Origin of the sequence: Bradyrhizobium sp. 2S1 (assembly GCF_011516625.5) — a bacterium.
GTDB lineage: Bacteria > Pseudomonadota > Alphaproteobacteria > Rhizobiales > Xanthobacteraceae > Bradyrhizobium > Bradyrhizobium septentrionale.
In genome coordinates, this window is record NZ_CP147717.1 from 7,522,177 (window position 1) to 7,539,625 (window position 17,449).

Genomic DNA, 17,449 nt, shown 5'->3' on the forward strand with positions numbered 1-17,449 from the left:
CAGGGCGGCATCGTCAGCGCGCTTGTGTTCGACGACGAGCCTGCGGAGTTCACGCCGCCAGACGGCCACACGCTCGTCATGGGCGGAGAGAGAGCTGGCGCCGGTTGTTTGGACAGCGCCCCGCGGGATTTAAGTGGATTCCTGCCGGGTTATGCTGAACGCGGGGCCTTACGATTTTGTCGTTGCGTCGGGAGGGCGTAGCCCGACCAGAGCGACGACAAAATCGTCGGCGACGGTCATGCGGCCATCACCATAGCTTGCGTGCCGAAGTAAGCCTCGTCGGGCGTGCGCCCGTCAAGGCTCGAGTGAGGGCGTCCCTGATTGTAGAAGGCCAGATACTTGGCAATTGACGCTCGCGCCTCGGACACGCTGTCGTAGGCGCGGAGATAAACTTCTTCGTATTTGACCGTGCGCCAGAGCCGCTCGACAAACACGTTGTCGCGCCAGGCGCCCTTGCCGTCCATGCTGATGGCGATCTTCGCGTCCAGCAGCACATCGGTGAACTCGAGGCTGGTGAACTGGCTGCCCTGGTCCGTGTTGAAAATCTCGGGCCTGCCGTGCTTCGCCAACGCCTCCTGGACCGCTTCGACGCAGAAGGCCGCCTCCATTGTGATCGAGACGCGATGGGCCAGGACCCGTCGGCTGAACACATCGACGACCGCCGCGAGATAGACGAAGCCACGCCGCATCGGAATGTAGGTGATGTCCATTGCCCACGCCTGGTCGGGCCGCTCGATCTTCAATCCGCGCAACAGGTACGGGTAGATCTTGTGACCCGGTGCCGGCTTACTCGTGTTCGGGCGACGATAGACCGCCTCGATCCCCATGCGCTTCATCAGCGTCGCGATGTGGCGGCGACCGGCGTATACGCCCTCCCGCCGCAGCAACGATCGCTGCATACGCGCTCCCGCGAAGGGATAATCGAGATGCAGCTCATCGAGCCGACGCATCAAGGCAAGGTCCTCGGCCGAAACTGGCCGAGGTTCATAGTAGACCGTGCTGCGAGCCAGCTTCAGGACCTTCGCCTGGCGCACGATAGAAAGATCATGACCGCGGTCGATCATCGCTTTGCGCTCAGCAGGCCCGCCTTGGTGAGCGCGCCGGACAAAAAATCGTTTTCCAACGCCAGCTCGCCGATCTTGGCATGTAACGCCTTCAAATCGACCGGCGTCTCGGCCGACGCCTTGTCATGCCCAAACACGCCGGCGGCGCCTTCCAGGAGCTGGTTTTTCCAGATCGTGATCTGGTTCGGATGAACATCAAACAGTTGCGCCAGCTCCGCCAGCGTCTTGTCGCCTTTGACCGCAGCCAAAGCAACCTTCGCCTTGAATGCCGGAGAATGCATCCGGCGGCTCTTCTTCGTCATCTTCGCTCCTGATTCGCGGCAAGAATCCTCGCCGCTGTCAGGCAGAAAATCCACTCAAGCTACTGTCCGAATTTGCGGAGCCAGCTCTGAGTACGCGATCGGCGGCACGCTGGTCGGCGGCGTGTACTCGCCGCCGGTGCCGTCGGCAGCTGATCCGCTGCCGCCTCCGCCTCCGCCGGATTCCTGCACCAAGCTCGGCCTGAAACGCGCCTTTGATGAGCTCGGCAATTGGGTCACGGTCAAGACCGAGATCGCGGCGGATGCGGCCGTCCAGGAGGAATGGGATCTCGCGACCGAGATCCGGCGAGCTGATCCTCTGGTGCAGCACATGATCGCGGTCGTCGACCTCTCCGACGAGCAGGTCGACCAACTGCTGATTCGCGCTAACGCCCTGGTCTAACCGGGCGGCGTGCGGCCCCTGCGCGGATATCGACACGCGCCCGCAACCGAAGTCGGATTTCTTAGCGGACATCGGCCCGTTCAGTCATGCTGCTGACGCAATCTCTGCGTTAGTTGGTGAGAACTAAGAACACTGTGCGAGGGGCCGCCCTGGTTCCCTCATCGGTTCCGTCGCCACGATCGGCACGAATCCGCAAAAAATTGGCGCAAGTTCGAGAACGCCTCCGCGTTCGTTTGGCCATGTTTTGCGGCATCGGGAACCGAACAATCGAAAACAATCAGTCAAGGAGTTATGAATGCTGTTTCGATCGAGCGCCGCAACTTGCGGCGCCGTAGTCGCGTTTGCCGTTTCCGTAACCGTTGCTCGAAGTGAAATCGAAGCAGTTCATTCTAGCGCCGTCGTCAATGATGCTTGTGGGGATGCGATCGTTGGCGCTGCATCAATGTACAACCCGTTCCGGCCCGGATCGCAGGAGGGCGGCCCGAACACAGCCTCCGGCGAGCGCTATGATCCCTCCGTCTGGGCGGCTGCCATCAAGACGAGCTTGCGTCAGAAATTTGGTGGGGTCCAATATGGCGCGAGGCCGAAGTATGCCCTCGTTGAGGCTGTAGGCAAGAAGGTCATCGTCAAGATAAATGACGTGGGGCCACTAACGCCTGGTCGCGTCATTGACCTCAATGAGCAGACTATGCGCTATTTCGATCCAAGCCTGCAGCTCGGGGTGATTCATGGCGTAACAGTTAGGCCGCTGTCCGGCGACTATTGGATCCCCGGACCGGTTGGCTGAACATCGCTCGCGGAAGAGGTATAGGTAGAGCACGGCCCCTCCTGGACGGTGGGAACGCCTCGATGGCCTGCTCGCTACTGCATCTTTGAGACGATGCTACTTTGGCGACAAGGCGCCGGCCGAGGCGGGCGCAATTTTCGTTGCCATCAGCTCTGAATGTAGAGAACCAGTCCGAATGTCCCTCGTGCCCCTGAGCGGACATCGGCGCATTGGCCACCGAAGTCGGCTTTTGACCGAAGTCGACCATCCGCTCCGTTGACCGGCGGACCCAGCTACTCAGATCAAGCGATCTACGGCCTGTTGCAGCGGGTGATCGCGGCCCCTCCGACAGCGACCAATTGCTGATACGCGCAAACGCTCTGGTCTGACCGGGCCGCGCTCCTTCATTCCACAAAAGGATTATCACGATGACCAACGCAGTCATTTCTGCGAGCGCTATCGATTTGCATGGGATCTCGCGTGCGGCCTTCGATCTGATCGTCGCCGCCGAGCTCACCAGCGAAGCCTGGTATTCAAAGCATCTGAGCGGGCCGACCTGGCCGGGCGAACAGTCCGGCGTGACTGGCGGCGTCGGGTACGACTTCGGCACACAGACGCGCGCGCAGATCCTGGCCGATTGGTCCGGCAAGATCCCGGATGTGATGGTCAAGGCACTCGCGAAGTGCGCCGGCATCAGAGGGCAGGCCGCGGCTTCGCTGGCGCGCAAGCTGCGCGGCGTCGTCGATATCCCTTGGGACGTCGCGCGCGAGGTTTTCTCGAACCATGACATTCCGCGCTATCTCGCGATCTGCCGGCGGCTGCTGCCTGGTTTCGACGAGCTCTCGCCGGACTGCAAAGGCGTCATCCTCTCGATCGCGTTTAACCGGGACGCCTGCGGATTCAATAAGCCTGGTCCGCGCTGGACCGAGATGCGCCAGATCAAGGCGGCGATCGGCAGCGGCGAGTTCGCCAAGATCCCTGGCCTGATCCGGTCGATGAAACGGCTCTGGCCGGACAGCAGGGGCCTGCGCCTGCGCCGCGACGACGAGGCGGCGCTATTCGAGCACGGCCTCGCGACGTCGCATCCGCAAGAGCATGCGAAGCTCGCGACGACGCCGGCGCCGGTAGATCCTGACGTCGTCGCGCATGTCCAGGCGCGGCTGCGCGAGCTCGGTTATTACGACGTCGGCCAGGTCGACGGCGAGCAATCGCCGCAGGGCCGGACCGAGGGCATGGTCCTGGCCTATCGCAACGCGCGCGGCCTGCCGCTCACGCCCGCAATCGACGACCAGCTGATCGCCGAGCTCGGCAAGCCGCAGGCGCCGCGCCAGGTCGCCGAGACGCGGGCGGCTGCGACCGTCGAGGATCTCCGCGACGAGGGCTCGCAGACGATCGCGCTGACCGATCGGGCCAAGGGGTGGGCCGGCAAGATCTTCGGCGGCTCGAGCGGCCTCGGCACAGCCGGCGCGCTCGCCTGGGTGACCGATCGCGCGACGCAGGTCTCGGCGGCAAAGGAAGCGGTCGGCGGCCTCGGCCTGACGCCTGGCGCGGTCCAGGCGATCGCGATCGGCGTCGCCGCCCTGGTCGTCGTCGCCGGCGTCGGCGTCCTGGTCTGGTTTGTGGCCGACACGCTCGAGCAGCGCCGCCTGGCTGATTATCGCGCGGGGAAACACGCATGAGCTGGATCGTCGCAATCGTCATGCGCCTGGCGGGCTTCGCCGGCGTCAGCCTCTCGCCATTTGCCGCCGGCGCGTTGTTCGCCGGCAGCCTGGCTGTCGTCGCCGGCGGCGCTGCAATCGCCGGCGGCGCGCATCTCTACAACGCCGGCTTTAGCTCGGCGGATGCCAAGTGCGAGGCGGCGCAGGTCGCCGAGCAGAATGCGCAATTGCAGGCGCGCCTAGAGGAAAAGGATCGCCAGCTCGTTTTCGCCAACGCCCTGCAACAGCGCGACGCCAAACGCGCCGCGGAGGCCGAGGCGCAGATCAAGTCTAACCAGGGGGCAATCGATGCAACGCCAGCTAACGCTAACAAGTGTTTTACTCGCGACATGTCTCGCCGGGTGCGCGGGGTTTGGTAGCCAGGAGCGGCTGCAGGCTCCGCCTCCTGACGCGCCGAACATTCCGGCGATGCCGGCGGACGTTGCGGCCTGCGAGCGTGCGCCGGTCGATACGCCGGATCGCGAGCTCGACGCCGGCGAGATCGAGCGGCTCTGGAAAACCGACCGCGCTGCGCTGGCAAAGGTCAATGCCTGCCTGCGGCGCGCCGTCTGCCAGTACCAGGACGTCCGCGAGGGCATCGGCCGCGTCGACGGCGTCGCCTGCGACAGCACGGCGCCGGCGGAAAAGCCGGCGCCTCGGTTCGGTCTGTTCAAGCGAAAGAAGGCGAAATGAGCGGCGACGACACGGCCAGCGTAAACACTGCGTTGCTGCAAATGGCCGCCAAGATCGGCGGCCTCGAGTCGACCGTCTCGACGCTGCTGCAGACCTGGCAGCGGATGGAAGAGAAGGCATCCGAGGGCCGCAAGGATCTGCATCAAAAGGTCGAGGCGCTGCGGGCCGAGGTCACGACGATGGGCGCGCAAATCTCGACGGCGACCAAAGACATCGCCGAGATGAAACCGACCGTCCAGGCTGTCCAAAACGTCCGAGTGCAAGCAGACGGCGTCAGAAACGTCAGCCGCTGGATCTATTGGGCTGCGGTCGCATTGAGCGGCGGCATCGTTTGGGTCGTCAACAACTTCGTAGACATTCACTTTAAGCACTGATATTTCGCATCATGTCGTCGTCGTGCTCGCGCTGCTCGAGCTCGGCGCCCAAGCGCGGCCACGCTTGGCGCTCGTTCGGCAGTGCATTTCCGGAGCTCAATATATTGAGCTGTATCAAACCTCCAAGGTCAGTTCCGTATTAGCTTGATGGAATGATACGAGGGTTCCATGTCGATTAAAGACATTCTGGTCGCGTTGACGAGTTACCCGGACCCGACGCCGATATCGGCTGTTGAGGAGGCGATCGCGGTCGCAGCCGCCCTGGAAGCTCACATCACGGCCTTGTCCTGCGAAGTTCACGTTGAAGTACCCGGCCACTTCCTCTCGGGCTCTGTGGTGGGTCTGCCCGCAGTCATAGCAGGAGAAACCGCCAAGAGCCATAAGGATGCACAAAGCCTTATTGCAGCATTCGACGATGCCGCGAGAAAGAATGGCGCTTCCTGCGAATCCATCATTCAGAGATGTAAGACCACCGAGGTCCCTGAACTCCTGTGCGAATATGCACGGCTTCGCGATCTTACCATCATGCCAGAGTCTAGCGACCGATCGAACGCCGAGGCCGTAATCTTCGGGTCTGGCAGGCCGGTTCTGGCGATGCCGCGAAATCCGCGATCTCGCCCGTTCAAGATCGTCACGGTCGCGGTGGCTTGGGATTTCAGCCGCGCGGCGGCGCGTGCGGTATCGGACGCGCTTCCGCTATTGGAAAAGGCAAGCAAAGTCCGCGTGGTCACCGTACTCAACGAGAAGCATCTCGATCGCAAGCATTCCGCCGAAGAATTGTCGAAGAACTTGTCGCGGCACGGCATTGACGTCGTGCTCGATCTAGTTGACACCAGGGGCAGGTCGATTGACGCGGTTCTCAACTCCTATGTTTCTGCCCATGAGGTGGATGTGCTTGTGATGGGTGCGTACGGGCACTCCCGCCTGCGGGAATTTGTTCTTGGCGGAGCAACCAGGAGCCTGCTGTCTAAGCCACCGCTCCCGATTCTGTTTTCGCATTGAGGACCATGCGCATCGACCTAGGATGAGCTTGGAGATCGAGACATGCAGTTGACGAACTCTAGAGATCGATACGGCGCCGTTCCCCAGTTTCTGCACTGGCTGACTGTGGTGCTTGTAATTGTTGCCTGGGCGCTTGGCGTCTTCGGCGAAGACTTGCCGAAGGGGGCCACTCGCGCAACCGGCCTTGTCATTCATATTTCGGTCGGTCTGTTGATATTAGTTGCGCTGGCAACGCGTGTAATTTGGCGCATTGCCGATCCGGCGCCGGCTCCAGAGCGAAACGAATTTGGTAGATGGCTTGGCCGCTGGGCGGACCCGGCAGCAGGCGTAGCGCATTACACGCTTTACATGCTCCTGGTTGCCGTTCCAGTGCTCGGAATCATTGCGCAGTTCGGGAGAGGGGACGCTCTGCCGTTGTTCGGGGTCGTCGAAATTGCGTCACCGTGGGTACGAGATCGCGCTTTCGCGCATTCGGTAAGGGAGATTCACGAAATTGCCGCTCATGCGCTTGTGATCGTCGCGATGTTCCACGCTATCGCAGCCCTGCTTCATCACATTGTTTTCGGCGACAATACGCTCGTTCGGATGCTTCCGGGCGGCAAGCGGTAACCTCTTGCAGACTAGGTTTTAGTCCCCAATGCAGCGTAACCCATCGATGGAGGCCGCGGTTCCGCTGCGGAGGCGTCTTGGGCTGCTTTTGCTGGTGCTCTATGGCACCGGCATCACGGTGGGTGCCGGAATTTACGTGTTGATCGGCGCCGTTGCTGGTCAAGCAGGAGTGTATGCCCCATGGTCATTCTTGCTAGCGGCGGTAGTCATGGCGCTGACCGTTGCCTCCTACGCAGAACTCTCGACGCGCTATCCGGTCAGTGCGGGCGAAGCCGCTTATGTTAGGGCTGCCTTCCAGTCTCCAACATTTTCGACGGCAATCGGTCTTTTGACCGCGGCAACTGGTGTCGTGTCATCGGCGACCGTGACGCTCGGATCGGCCGGTTATATCCAGCAATTTGTCGATCTTCCTCAGGGGGTCATTGCCGTCATCGTCATCGCGGCGCTGGCCGCGGTCGCGGCGTGGGGCATTCTGGAATCCGTCGCGCTCGCTGCCCTGTTCACCGTCATCGAGGTCGGTGGATTGCTGACCGTCATCGTTGTGGGCAATCATGCCGGTCTTCCCATCGCTTCGACGATCGCATCGCCGCCGCTTGACGCGTCACTTCTTACCGGCATCGGCTTTGGCAGCTTGCTTGCTTGCTTTCTTCGCTTTCATCGGCTTCGAAGACCTGGCCAATATCGTCGAGGAGGCGAAAGACCCGCTTCGGGATATTCCCCGCGCCATGGTGCTTACGCTCGGCATTTCGACGTTGTTGTATGTTCTAGTCGCGGCCGTGGCCGTTAGCGCCGTGTCGACCGAGCGATTGGCTTCCTCGTCGGCGCCGCTTAGCTTGGTGTTTCGTGAAGTCGCAGGCGTCAGTCCCGCGACGATAAGCGCGATCGCGATCGTTGCGACGCTAAACACAATCCTTGCACAGATGACAATGGCGGCTCGAGTGATCTACGGGATTGCACGGGAAGGCCAATTGCCATTGGTCCTTGCCAGAGTGCATGCTCGAACCGGCACGCCCCTGATCGCCACGGTATGCGTTGCCGCGGCCAGCTTTCCGCTGGCATTGTTCTTCCCTCTGACGCGGCTTGCCGAAAGCACCTCGCTGGCGACGCTGGCGGTATTCGCACTGGTAAATCTTGCGTTGCTACGGCTTAGGTATCGCGGCGTGCGGTCGATCGGTCCCCACGTCACCGTTCCGATATGGATACCCGCGGCTGGCCTTGCGACTTCCGTCGGGATGATGGCGGGAGCGTTCTTCGGGTAGCTTGAGCGGCGGGAGCAGCGGCCGGGACGACCTTGGTCGTCGTTAGGTCATACTGGTCGTTGGAACGAGGCGAAGGGCCGCGGTCGACGACACGCGGCGTCTTGAACGGATCGTAGGCAGTTTGGATCGTGGCGGCTTGGATGTCTGGGAATCGATCCGGTTTGGGGTCATATTGGCGAGATGCAAACGCCAATAGTAAAAACATCTCAGCTCATTTGATCGCCGCCACCAGCTGCAGCGGAGCGGGAACCTGCATTCCCGGTGCTAGCGCGATCAGCTGGATGTACTTCCGCTTCAGGTCGAGCCCGTGACCGTCTCCGTACTTCGGCTTTTTGGTGTCGTGGCCCATTAGCTCGTCTTTGAGTTCGTCCGGCGTCTCGACGCTGCGCAAACGGTCCTTGAAGCCGTGCCGCAGCGAATAAAGCGTGTGATTCTCGGTCTCGCGCAGGCCGTGATCGGAGAAGTACGCATTGACTGCGGCCGACAGGGTGTCGCCCTTGTCACGGTAATGCGGGAAGCCGTCAGGGAATCGGCGCATCGCCTCGAGCGAGACCCCGATCAGTGGGATGTCGCGATCGGAGAAGGCTGTTTTCAGGACGCGATCGTCTGGGCGCACGCGGATATGGGGGATTGGCGCGTCCAGGACGATATGTCGGCGGCGCAGGTTGATGATCTCACTCGGCCGGGCGCCGGTGTTGATCATCACCATGACCACGGAGCGCTCCTCATCGTTCATGGTCTCCAGCGCGCCGGCCGCCAGGAGGCGGTTGACGATCCACCAGGGCGAGAAAGGCGGCCGAGGCCGCGACGCGTCGCCCTCGAGCCTGGCGCCGGCGAACACGCGATCGAGGTTCAGCCGGTGGCGTTTCGAGACGGCCGACAGCATGCCCGTTATGTGCGTCAGGTTGCGATTGGCTGTCGCGGCCAGCACCGCGCCATCGACCACGCGCTCGGTCCAGTGGTCGGTATATTTCAGCGCGTCATCGCGCGTCAGTCGCTGGCCTTATCGCCGATGACCGTGATCAGCAGCTCGACCGCCCGTCGCTTGCCGTTCTTCCATTTCTTGAATTGGCCGGGCGACATCCTGGCGATCGTCGTTTTCTTGGCGACCTCGAACTCGTCGAACAGGCCGGACAGCATGATCTCCGGAAGGTCGACGCCGCCGAGGGTGGCAGCGGCCGTGGCGGGGTCATGCCTACGATCGCCAACCGAGAGGGCGTCGATCCGGCGGAGGATCTCCGCAAGGGCCTCTTTCGCGACGTCGTCAACCGGCCTGTAGGTGAGCTGCAGGGCTTGCGCCCGCTGCCGGGCCTCATCGAGTGCGACAATGGCGTCGCGGGTTCCCTGGCCCGCGGCGGCTCTCCAGGATGCCTCCAGGTCGATATTGAGCTGGTCAGCCACCCGGCCGGCACGGATGCCTGACCGGTCGTGGGCGACGCGGATCTTGGTCGATTGCTTGACGATGCCACGCGGATCGACCGCGGCGAATTCGGGCGGTACGCGCCGCACGAAATGCCAGTACCCTTTTCGCTTGGTGAGACGCTCCGGCATCGGACCCTGTTGGACGTTTTGTTGCACGCCAGCATCGAAGGAGTTGCCGTCAGAAGTCAATAAATTACGGATTATCCCGAGATTTCAACAGGATCGTCGGCAACGCCGCTCGCGCCGCTAGGGAGCGCCATCGGCGCCAATCCGCGATGATCTGCGACAATGCATGATGCGGTCCTGTTCAGTTCAGGGAACCGCAATCGACGGCCAACGTCGACGCCATTACGTCATCCGGACAACGACCTTTCCTTTGGCTCGACCCTGATCGAGATGCGCAAGCGCTTCCTTTGCCTGCTCGAATGGAAATACCCGATCTATCACCGGCCGAATGTGCCCAGCCTTGAGAAGCTCACCGATCTCTGCGAGTTGACCACCGTCCGGGCGCACGAACAGGAACGAGTAGGCGACGCCGTACTTTTTGGAGCGGCGAATAATCTTGCGGCTCAGTAACCCGAACAAGGACACCATAAGAAAGTTCATGCCTCGGGCCCGAGCGAATACGGCGTCGGGCGGGCCGATAAGCGAGATGACGGTGCTTTTAGGCTTCAGAATCCGGAGGGATTTTTCGAGAGCGTCGCCCCTGACTGTGCCCAGCACGGCATCATAGTCCCGCAGCACATCCTCAAATTCCTGCTTCTTGTAATCAATCACCTCGTCGGCGCCGAGGCTCCGCACCAGATCCACGTTTCCGGTGCTGGTCGTCGTCGCCACCTTTGCTCCAAGGTATTTCGCGAGCTGGATCGCGAACGTGCCAATGCCCCCGGAGCCTGCGGGGATGAACACCTTGTTACCCGGCTTGAGGTGCGCACGCTCCTTGAGCGCCTGCCACGACGTCAACCCGACCATCGGGATCGAGGCCGCTTGCACAAAGTCGAGATTTGGCGGTTTGAGTGCGGCGGCACTCTCGGGCACGAGCGCAAATTCGGCAAGCGCGCCGCCGACCAGGTCGAAGATACTGGCGAAGACGGCATCGCCCGGCTTGAAGCGAGTCACGCGACTTCCAACCTCCACAACGACCCCGGCCAAATCGCTGCCCAGCGTGGCCGGCAGCTGAAGCCGGAGGATGGGCTTGAACATTCCTTTCGGAATCATGTTGTCGATTGGATTCAATCCCGCCGCGTGGACCTGAACGAGAATGTCATCCGGCTTTGGCACTGGCCGGGGAGCATCAACCAACGCGACTTGATCCGGCTTGCCATAACGCTTCAAGACAAGTGCTCTCATGCTTTGCGATGTCCCTGGGGGCTTGACTGTGGCAACGACAGTAGACGCATGCACCGCGCGCACGCCGTTAGAAAGCACGGGCAGGGCGGGCGGGCTGCGACGCGATTGGTGCATCCAGCCGAAGGTCCTTTCGAATCCCGGCGTCCACCAGGCGTGCAGGCGCGAATCTGCGAAGCAATCGCAACCGGTTCGCAAGTCGACCGGCAGCGTATCGGATCTTCGGACGCGCCGCGTTGGCCGCCTTCAGCACGGTGTCTGCAACAACGCCAGGCGGTTCGGCGGTCGCCATCACTTCGCTCACCCTTTTGCTTACGCCCGCACGGGCCTCGCGATACTCATCGAGCTTGGCATCCGGTTCGATCAAGTTCGCGTCGAATGGCGTCTTCGTGTAGGCAGGCTCGATGACCGAGACCCGGATGCCCCTCGTGCGGAGCTCGTGGTCGAGTGATTCTGAATAGCCTTCCACTGCGTGCTTGGTGGCGGCATAGAGCGCGCCATACGGCATCGGCAGAAAGCCGAGCACGGAGCCGATGTTGATGATGCGACCACTGCCTTGCCGTCGCATGTGAGGCACGACGGCGCGCGTCATCCGGACAAGCCCGAAGAAGTTTGTTTCGAAGATCGACCGGGCCTGTTCGAGCGAGCTCTCTTCCGCGCCGGCGGGCGCAACACCGAAGCCGGCGTTGTTCACGAGCAGATCGATGCGACCGTGGCGCCGTATCACTTCGCTGACGGCAGCCTCCACGGATTCGTCGCTTGTCACGTCGAGGGGTAGAATCTCGAACGATCGTTTGCCTGCTCGGGCTTCCCGTCTGCTGGTGCCGTAGACTTTGTAGCCAGCTTTCGCGAGCCGCTCCGCCGTGGCTTCGCCGATGCCTGACGAAGCGCCGGTCACGAGCGCGATTTTTTCCTCGATCCTGGTCATGGCCTTCTCCTGACAGGGCGCCGATCCCATCGTTTTTGATGACGATCGTAACTATTGATTTACATGACGATCGTAATTATAATTGTCAAGACCCCGCCCCAACCCCGGGAACTGCGACATGCGCGTTTCAAAAGAGCAGGCTGCCGAAAATCGCGAGCGTATCCTCAAGGCCGCCTCACGCCTGATGCGAGAGCGCGGCATCTCCGGCGTAGGCGTTGACGCGCTGACCGAGGCGGCCGGGATGACGCACGGGAGCCTGTACAGCCAGTTTGGCTCCAAGGAGCGGCTCGTCGAGGAAGTGGTGGCCTATGCGATAGCCACCAAAGGGCAGGAAGTGCCTGAGGTATTTGCTCTCTCCGACTACATTTCAGAATACCTTTCCGACGCGCACCGGGACATGCCGGGAAGCGGCTGCCCATTCGCAGCCCTGTGCTGTGAGATGCCGCGCCAAAGCAGCGGTGTGCGAGAGCGTTTCACGGCAGGAGTGCGGGGCATGATCGGGCTGCTGAGCGGCCGAATGGGTTCCGGGCTGAAGCCACGGCAGCGCGAGGAGAAGGCGCTCGCGACCGTCGCCTCCCTGGTTGGGGCGCTTGTGCTCGCGCGGGCCGTGAACGATCCCAAGCTGTCGGACGACATTCTTCGCGCAACCAAGAAAGAATTGGGCAACTGACCGCTCATCGCAATGGCTGCGGTGGAGTGCGGGAGGCGGGGGGCCATCGCCCGAATTGGGGGATCGGCCGCGGGCGCAGTGCAGATTTGGCGCCAAATCGAAAATCCAGCAAACTCAACAAATTAGCGCAGGAGCGGACGCTTCGCCGGACTGCTGTGCGCCGATGTGTACAACCCCGCGATTGCTGCAATCCGCCGCGATTTCGCAACCCTTTGTAAAGCCAGCGGCGCTAGGAGCTTGTCTGGATAGTCGCTGTTCAAATCTGGTCGGGTCTGATTCAACATTGGGCGATGAGCAAGTATTTTCGGCCTTGGAACATCGATCAGACGCTGCTTCTGCCGCCGAATGTGCAGGACTTCGTGCCGAAAGGCCATGTCTCGCGGTTTATGGTTGATCTGGTGCGGGAGAGCCTCGATCTCAGGGAGATCATGGGCAGCTATGTGAGCGGGCTTGGGCAGCCGCCGTTTGATCCGCGGATGATGGTGGCGCTGCTGCTGCATAGCTATGCGAGTGGGCTGTATTCGTCGCGTCGGATTGCCAAGGCCTGCCGGGAGCGGAACGATTTTGTGATGATCGTGGCGCTGGATGCGCCGGATTTTCGGACGATCAGCGACTTTCGCAAGCGACATTTGAAGGCGCTCGGCGCGCTATTCGTGCAGGTTCTGAAGTTGTGCGAGACGGCCGGGCTGGTCAAGCTCGGTCATGTCGCGCTGGATGGTACGAAGATCAAGGCGAACGCGTCGAAACACAAGGCGATGAGTTATGAGCGCATGAAGAAGCGCGAGGCGGAATTGAAGGCCGAGGTCGCTCGCATGCTGGCGGCCGCCGAGGCGGCGGATGCCTCGGAGGATGAGACTTTCGGCAACAGCGACGAACTGCCGGACTGGACCGTCGACAAGCAGAAACGGCTGGCGAAGATCCAGCAAGCGATGGCGGCGCTGGAAGCGGACGCCAAACTGGCGGCGGAGGAAGAGCGCCGCATCGAGGCCGAAAAGGAACAGCAGCGCCAGGCCGAAGGCCGCAAGAAGCCGGGCAAACCGGCGGCGCTGCCATCGGAGGAACCCAATCCCAAGGCGCAACGCAACTTCACCGATCCGGAAAGCCGCATCATGAAGTCGAAGGATGGCTTCGTTCAGGCCTATAATGCCCAGGCGGCCGTCGATGCACATGCCCAGATCATTGTCGCGCAAGAACTGACCCAGCACGGCAGCGATCAGGGCCAGTTGGTGCCCCTGATCGAGGCCATCGAGAGCAATCTTGGCCGCAAGCCGCGGCAGGCCTCAGCGGATTCCGGCTACTGCAGCGAAGCCAATCTCGAAGCGCTCGACACACGCAGCATCGATGGCTATGTCGCGCCCGGACGCGCCAAGCACCCGACAGTAGCGAACGGAAAAGTCGGCGGCCCGCTGACACAGGCCATGCGAAAGAAGATCGACGATGGCGGCTTCGAAACACCCTACCGATTGCGAAAGCAAGTGGTGGAGCCGGTGTTCGGGCAGATCAAACAGGCAAGAGGCTTCCGCCAGTTCCTGTTGCGGGGCATCGAGAAAGTGCGCGCCGAGTGGACAATGATCTGCACCGTCCATAACCTCCTCAAGCTGTTCAACCTCGCAAACGCAGCCTGAGCCTGCTACTCTACAACAAATGCCCGTCACGAAAACATATCTGGACGGGCTCCTAGGCGTGAGCCTGGGGATGATGGAATGGCTTTAGGGTCCAAGAAGCGCGAAACGCGCAAATCGCTGCGTCAATCCGGCTGGATCACGCTCGACGGCGGATTCGCCGCGCGTCCCTGCATGGTCGAGGACATCTCCTCGACGGGTGCAAAGATCACCGTCCAGGACAACAACACGCTGCCGGCCAAGCTGCGGCTGGCGTTTGCGCGGGATGCCCGCACCGGGCGCGCCTGCGAAGTGGTCTGGCGCAAGGGTAAGACGTTCGGCGTCAAATTCGTGCGCTGAGCATGATCCGGAAAGTGGAGGCCGGTTTTCCGAACAGATCATGCTCAAAAGAATGAGCTAGCTCATGATGCGATTCCTCCAAATCGCATCATGCGCTAGCCTGATCCGGTTGCGCGCGATAAAAGGCCGGATGCGCAAGATCAGCTTCGCCATCGTCGCCGTCCTGCTTCCCGCCGCTGCGTTCGCGCAAGCCGGCGACCGCCGGAATTTTCAGACGCCCCCCGACGCCGGCAAGACCTTGCCGTCGAAATCCGCGACGCGGAGCAATCCTTGCGCCTCGTACGGACCGGGCTTCGTCAAGGTCGAGGGCTCCGACACCTGCGTGAAGCTCGGTGGCGCCGTCAGTGTCGGTGCCGGGATGTCCAGCGGGCGCTGAAAGGCTTGCGGTTCAGGACATCGGCGGCGCGACGACGCGCACAAAGGCCGGCCGCTGTGCGATCTCGCCGAACCAGCGTTCGAGATTGGGCAGCTTCGGCTTGGTGACCCCCTCGACACCGAACCAGCGCCGCGCAAAGGCGCCGAGCGCGACGTCGGCGATCGTGAACTGATCGCCCTCGACAAAGCGGCGCGCTGCAAGCTGCGCCTCGACCACGCGCCACACCACGCCTTCGGCATCGGCGTCCTTCTGGATCTGAACCATGTCGCGCTTCTCCGGCGGCGTACGCACCAGTCCCCAGAACACCGGGCGGTCGACCGGCTGCAGCGTCGACAGCGTCCAGTCGAGCCAGCGGTTGACGGCGGCGCGCGCCTTCGGGGATTGCGGATAGAGCGGCGAACTCTGGCCATAGGCCATGCAGAGATAGCGCATCACCGAATTGGATTCCCACAGCGCATAGTCGCCGTCGACCATGGTCGGGACGCGGCCATTCGGATTATCGCGAGATAATCAGGCTGATCGTTCTTGCCGAACTGCATGCCGGCATCGATGCGCTGGTAGGGGAGGTCGAGCTCGGCGAGGCACCACAGCACCTTCTGCACATTGACCGAATTGGCCCGGCCCCAGATCGTCAGTTGCGGCTTGCTGTCCATCACGCGTTTCTTCCCGCTGTTGTGCTTTGCGCGCGTTCTTAGCGGAATCGATCCGGAAATGCGCGGGATGATTTGTACCGAGAGCAAAAAAGAACACAAAAAAAGAGGCTCCGCCGCATCGCGGCAGAGCCTCGTTCATACGCGTTGCGCATCAAGACGCAGTCAGTGACCGAACAGCAACCACAGCACGATGATCACCGGGATCGGCACACCCAACAGCCAAAGCAAAACACCTTTTCCCATCTCGTCGCCTCCTCGCATTCGCCATATGGGGAGGCAACGTCAGGGCTCGCGCCATGTTCCTATCGTTTGCTCCGCGTTGGCCACGGGTCAAACGCGGATCGGGAACGGGCACGCAAGCGGGGCGTTTACCAGTGCCCGGTGTTCGGCATCGAGGCCCACGGCTCGGCCGGAGCCTTCGGCTCGCCCTTTTGCAGGATCTCGATCGAGTGCAGGTCGGGCGAACGGACGAACGCCATGTTGCCGTCGCGCGGCGGCCGGTTGATGGTGACGCCCATCTTCATCAGCTTCTCGCAGGTCGCGTAGATGTCGTCGACCTCGTAGGCGAGATGGCCGAAATGCCGGTCCTCGCCGTATTTCTCCTCGTCCCAATTGTAGGTCAGCTCGACCAGCGGCGCGCCACGGCTTTGCGGCAGCGACTTGAGCAGATAGAAATCCTCCTCCGCGCAGAGAAACACCAGCGTGAAGCGGCCCTTGTCGTTGTCGATGCGGCGCACTTCCCTCAGCCCCAGCGCGTGCTGATAGAACTTCATCGCGATATCGAGATTGCGAACGCGCAGCATGGTGTGGAGATAACGCATTTTTTTATCCTCCTGAGGATTCAGCGATTTTGTTTGGGCTCGGGCGAGACGGGCCAAGAAATAGCAGCAAAATGCGACATGGGGCAGGGGTCTGCACGACTTTTGCCGACCCCTCAGGTCCCTCGCATTCTCAAGCTTTCGCGAGCTTTCAACGCGCGGCGGCGATCGCGCTCCGGGTCGAGAGACCCTGCCATCACTCAGCCTGGTGATAAAGCGCGCGGATGCGGTTGCTCAGAATGCGGTCGACACCAACGACTGGCTCAGCGACACGCTTGCACAGGACGAGATACGAGAAAGCCCCGCCCGGCAAAATTTCCGGGACGGGGCTTTCGTGGTCGAGCCTTGTAGTCACGCCTTGGAGGCGCGGCCTCTATCTCACCAATCGCTCATCACGGCCAATCAAGGACGCGCGAGGTTGGACGTCCTCTAAAAAGAAAACCCCGCGAGCGGGCTCGCGAGGTCTGCTGCCGACCGGCCTTGGGGAGATCGTGCCGGCAACCGGACACACAACAGTGCGGGCGGCGGAAGGCTCCCCCATCCCAAAAAATGGAAAGCCCCGCAGGCTGGATGCGGGGCTTTCCCAGCTGACGGACTGGGGATCTCTCAGGGCGTGAGCCGTCAACTGTTGGGAGCCAAACTTAAGGTTGAATTCATAAAATGCAACAGCGCCGCGTAGACGGAGTATCTTCGTCCCACAGCGCTGCGCCAGACACTGGGCCCTGAAATCCCCAGTGCCGGTTTGTCTTCGAATTGCGCCGAAGGTTCAAAAGAAAAACCCGTTAGGAGGATTTCGCGCGGGCTTCCAAACGCAGGGGTGCAATCTGCGCGGGTGCGCGTCGCTTACATCTCACGAGCAACCCGGCGCCGATCGCCGGTCCTCACACCTTGATGTCGAGGATGGTCTCGACGGCATCGCGAACGGCCTGGTTCTTGGCGGCGAAGACGTCAAGCAGGTCCTCGCTGATGACGCGCGGCTGCGCCTTCGCCGTCTGGTCGACGACGAGCTGCACCCTGGCTTGCGTCACTTCGGCAGGTATGGGGTAAACCAGCATGGCTCTGTCCCTCCGGCTGACGAACCTTGTCAGTTTCTTAACGATTTGTAAGC

Annotated in this window: 20 protein-coding genes and 2 pseudogenes; 14 read left to right on the forward strand and 8 right to left on the reverse strand. The window is 61.8% G+C overall.

Going from position 1 to position 17,449, the window contains the following annotated elements; translation table 11 throughout:
* Positions 1 to 236: 236 nt before the first annotated feature.
* A protein-coding gene (locus HAP54_RS35425) for an IS3-like element ISRj2 family transposase (protein ID WP_166204126.1) occupies positions 237 to 1,366 on the reverse strand; the annotation gives its coding sequence in 2 pieces (ribosomal slippage) (positions 237 to 1,114 and positions 1,114 to 1,366; 1,131 coding nt in all).
* 121 nt (positions 1,367 to 1,487) lie between these two features.
* On the opposite strand from HAP54_RS35425, the gene HAP54_RS35430 reads away from it, so the two are divergent.
* The 10 genes and pseudogenes from HAP54_RS35430 to HAP54_RS35475 all read left to right on the forward strand — a co-directional run bounded on the left by HAP54_RS35430 (position 1,488) and on the right by HAP54_RS35475 (position 8,166).
* Positions 1,488 to 1,766: a hypothetical protein gene (locus HAP54_RS35430; RefSeq protein ID WP_166295062.1), complete on the forward strand. Its 279-nt coding sequence runs from the start codon at positions 1,488 to 1,490 to the stop codon at positions 1,764 to 1,766.
* Positions 1,767 to 2,061: 295 nt separating this feature from the next.
* Entirely contained in the window at positions 2,062 to 2,553 is a 492-nt protein-coding gene (locus HAP54_RS35435) for a septal ring lytic transglycosylase RlpA family protein (RefSeq protein ID WP_029085012.1), read from the forward strand.
* 407 nt (positions 2,554 to 2,960) lie between these two features.
* On the forward strand, positions 2,961 to 4,211 hold the full coding sequence (locus tag HAP54_RS35440) for a peptidoglycan-binding protein (RefSeq protein ID WP_166295064.1): 1,251 nt from the start codon (positions 2,961 to 2,963) through the stop codon (positions 4,209 to 4,211).
* Positions 4,208 to 4,609, forward strand: coding sequence for a hypothetical protein (locus HAP54_RS35445; RefSeq protein WP_166295066.1), 402 nt, complete (start codon positions 4,208 to 4,210; stop codon positions 4,607 to 4,609). The genes HAP54_RS35440 and HAP54_RS35445 overlap by 4 nt, the downstream gene beginning before the upstream one ends.
* A 49-nt stretch (positions 4,610 to 4,658) precedes the next feature.
* Complete coding sequence (locus HAP54_RS35450; protein WP_166295068.1) at positions 4,659 to 4,922, forward strand: hypothetical protein; 264 nt, start codon at positions 4,659 to 4,661, stop codon at positions 4,920 to 4,922.
* Positions 4,919 to 5,296 (forward strand): DUF1515 family protein, encoded by a 378-nt coding sequence (locus HAP54_RS35455; RefSeq protein ID WP_166295070.1) that lies wholly within the window; start codon positions 4,919 to 4,921, stop codon positions 5,294 to 5,296. The genes HAP54_RS35450 and HAP54_RS35455 overlap by 4 nt, the downstream gene beginning before the upstream one ends.
* A gap of 168 nt (positions 5,297 to 5,464) precedes the next feature.
* Complete coding sequence (locus HAP54_RS35460; RefSeq protein WP_166295072.1) at positions 5,465 to 6,298, forward strand: universal stress protein; 834 nt, start codon at positions 5,465 to 5,467, stop codon at positions 6,296 to 6,298.
* A gap of 42 nt (positions 6,299 to 6,340) precedes the next feature.
* Positions 6,341 to 6,907, forward strand: coding sequence for a cytochrome b (locus HAP54_RS35465; RefSeq protein ID WP_166295074.1), 567 nt, complete (start codon positions 6,341 to 6,343; stop codon positions 6,905 to 6,907).
* 46 nt (positions 6,908 to 6,953) lie between these two features.
* Positions 6,954 to 7,403 (forward strand): annotated as a pseudogene (locus HAP54_RS35470) (amino acid permease); the annotation flags it as partial.
* A gap of 55 nt (positions 7,404 to 7,458) precedes the next feature.
* Positions 7,459 to 8,166 carry an APC family permease gene (locus tag HAP54_RS35475; protein WP_339156789.1) on the forward strand — a complete coding sequence of 236 codons (708 nt, stop codon included), beginning with the start codon at positions 7,459 to 7,461 and terminating at the stop codon, positions 8,164 to 8,166.
* Positions 8,167 to 8,377: 211 nt separating this feature from the next.
* On the opposite strand, the gene HAP54_RS35480 is transcribed toward HAP54_RS35475, so the two are convergent.
* From HAP54_RS35480 to HAP54_RS35495, 4 genes are all read right to left on the reverse strand, one after another.
* Positions 8,378 to 9,112, reverse strand: coding sequence for a tyrosine-type recombinase/integrase (locus HAP54_RS35480; protein ID WP_224741634.1), 735 nt, complete (start codon positions 9,110 to 9,112; stop codon positions 8,378 to 8,380).
* A gap of 44 nt (positions 9,113 to 9,156) precedes the next feature.
* Complete coding sequence (locus tag HAP54_RS35485) at positions 9,157 to 9,717, reverse strand: hypothetical protein (RefSeq protein ID WP_224741633.1); 561 nt, start codon at positions 9,715 to 9,717, stop codon at positions 9,157 to 9,159.
* A 219-nt stretch (positions 9,718 to 9,936) separates the two neighbouring features.
* Positions 9,937 to 10,938, reverse strand: coding sequence for an NADP-dependent oxidoreductase (locus HAP54_RS35490; protein ID WP_166295076.1), 1,002 nt, complete (start codon positions 10,936 to 10,938; stop codon positions 9,937 to 9,939).
* Between the two features lie 67 nt (positions 10,939 to 11,005).
* Complete coding sequence (locus HAP54_RS35495) at positions 11,006 to 11,863, reverse strand: oxidoreductase (RefSeq protein ID WP_166295078.1); 858 nt, start codon at positions 11,861 to 11,863, stop codon at positions 11,006 to 11,008.
* Between the two features lie 118 nt (positions 11,864 to 11,981).
* Between HAP54_RS35495 and HAP54_RS35500 the strand changes: the two genes are divergently transcribed.
* The 4 genes from HAP54_RS35500 (at position 11,982) to HAP54_RS35515 (ending at position 14,870) form a co-directional block, all read left to right on the forward strand.
* The gene (locus HAP54_RS35500; protein ID WP_166295079.1) at positions 11,982 to 12,533 is read left to right on the forward strand and encodes a TetR/AcrR family transcriptional regulator; all 552 of its coding nucleotides are present in this window, start codon (positions 11,982 to 11,984) and stop codon (positions 12,531 to 12,533) included.
* A gap of 290 nt (positions 12,534 to 12,823) precedes the next feature.
* On the forward strand, positions 12,824 to 14,158 hold the full coding sequence (locus HAP54_RS35505) for an IS1182 family transposase (RefSeq protein ID WP_166202952.1): 1,335 nt from the start codon (positions 12,824 to 12,826) through the stop codon (positions 14,156 to 14,158).
* A 78-nt stretch (positions 14,159 to 14,236) separates the two neighbouring features.
* Entirely contained in the window at positions 14,237 to 14,494 is a 258-nt protein-coding gene (locus HAP54_RS35510) for a PilZ domain-containing protein (protein ID WP_029083331.1), read from the forward strand.
* Between the two features lie 130 nt (positions 14,495 to 14,624).
* Positions 14,625 to 14,870 (forward strand): hypothetical protein, encoded by a 246-nt coding sequence (locus HAP54_RS35515; protein WP_166293428.1) that lies wholly within the window; start codon positions 14,625 to 14,627, stop codon positions 14,868 to 14,870.
* Between the two features lie 12 nt (positions 14,871 to 14,882).
* On the opposite strand, the pseudogene HAP54_RS35520 reads toward HAP54_RS35515, so the two are convergent.
* The 3 genes and pseudogenes from HAP54_RS35520 to HAP54_RS35530 all read right to left on the reverse strand — a co-directional run bounded on the left by HAP54_RS35520 (position 14,883) and on the right by HAP54_RS35530 (position 17,396).
* A pseudogene (locus tag HAP54_RS35520) lies at positions 14,883 to 15,523 on the reverse strand (glutathione S-transferase family protein).
* 368 nt (positions 15,524 to 15,891) lie between these two features.
* A complete protein-coding gene (locus HAP54_RS35525; RefSeq protein ID WP_166295081.1) occupies positions 15,892 to 16,344 on the reverse strand; it encodes a VOC family protein in 453 nt (150 codons plus the stop codon).
* 878 nt (positions 16,345 to 17,222) lie between these two features.
* Positions 17,223 to 17,396 carry a hypothetical protein gene (locus tag HAP54_RS35530; RefSeq protein ID WP_166295083.1) on the reverse strand — a complete coding sequence of 58 codons (174 nt, stop codon included), beginning with the start codon at positions 17,394 to 17,396 and terminating at the stop codon, positions 17,223 to 17,225.
* Positions 17,397 to 17,449 lie beyond the last annotated feature (53 nt).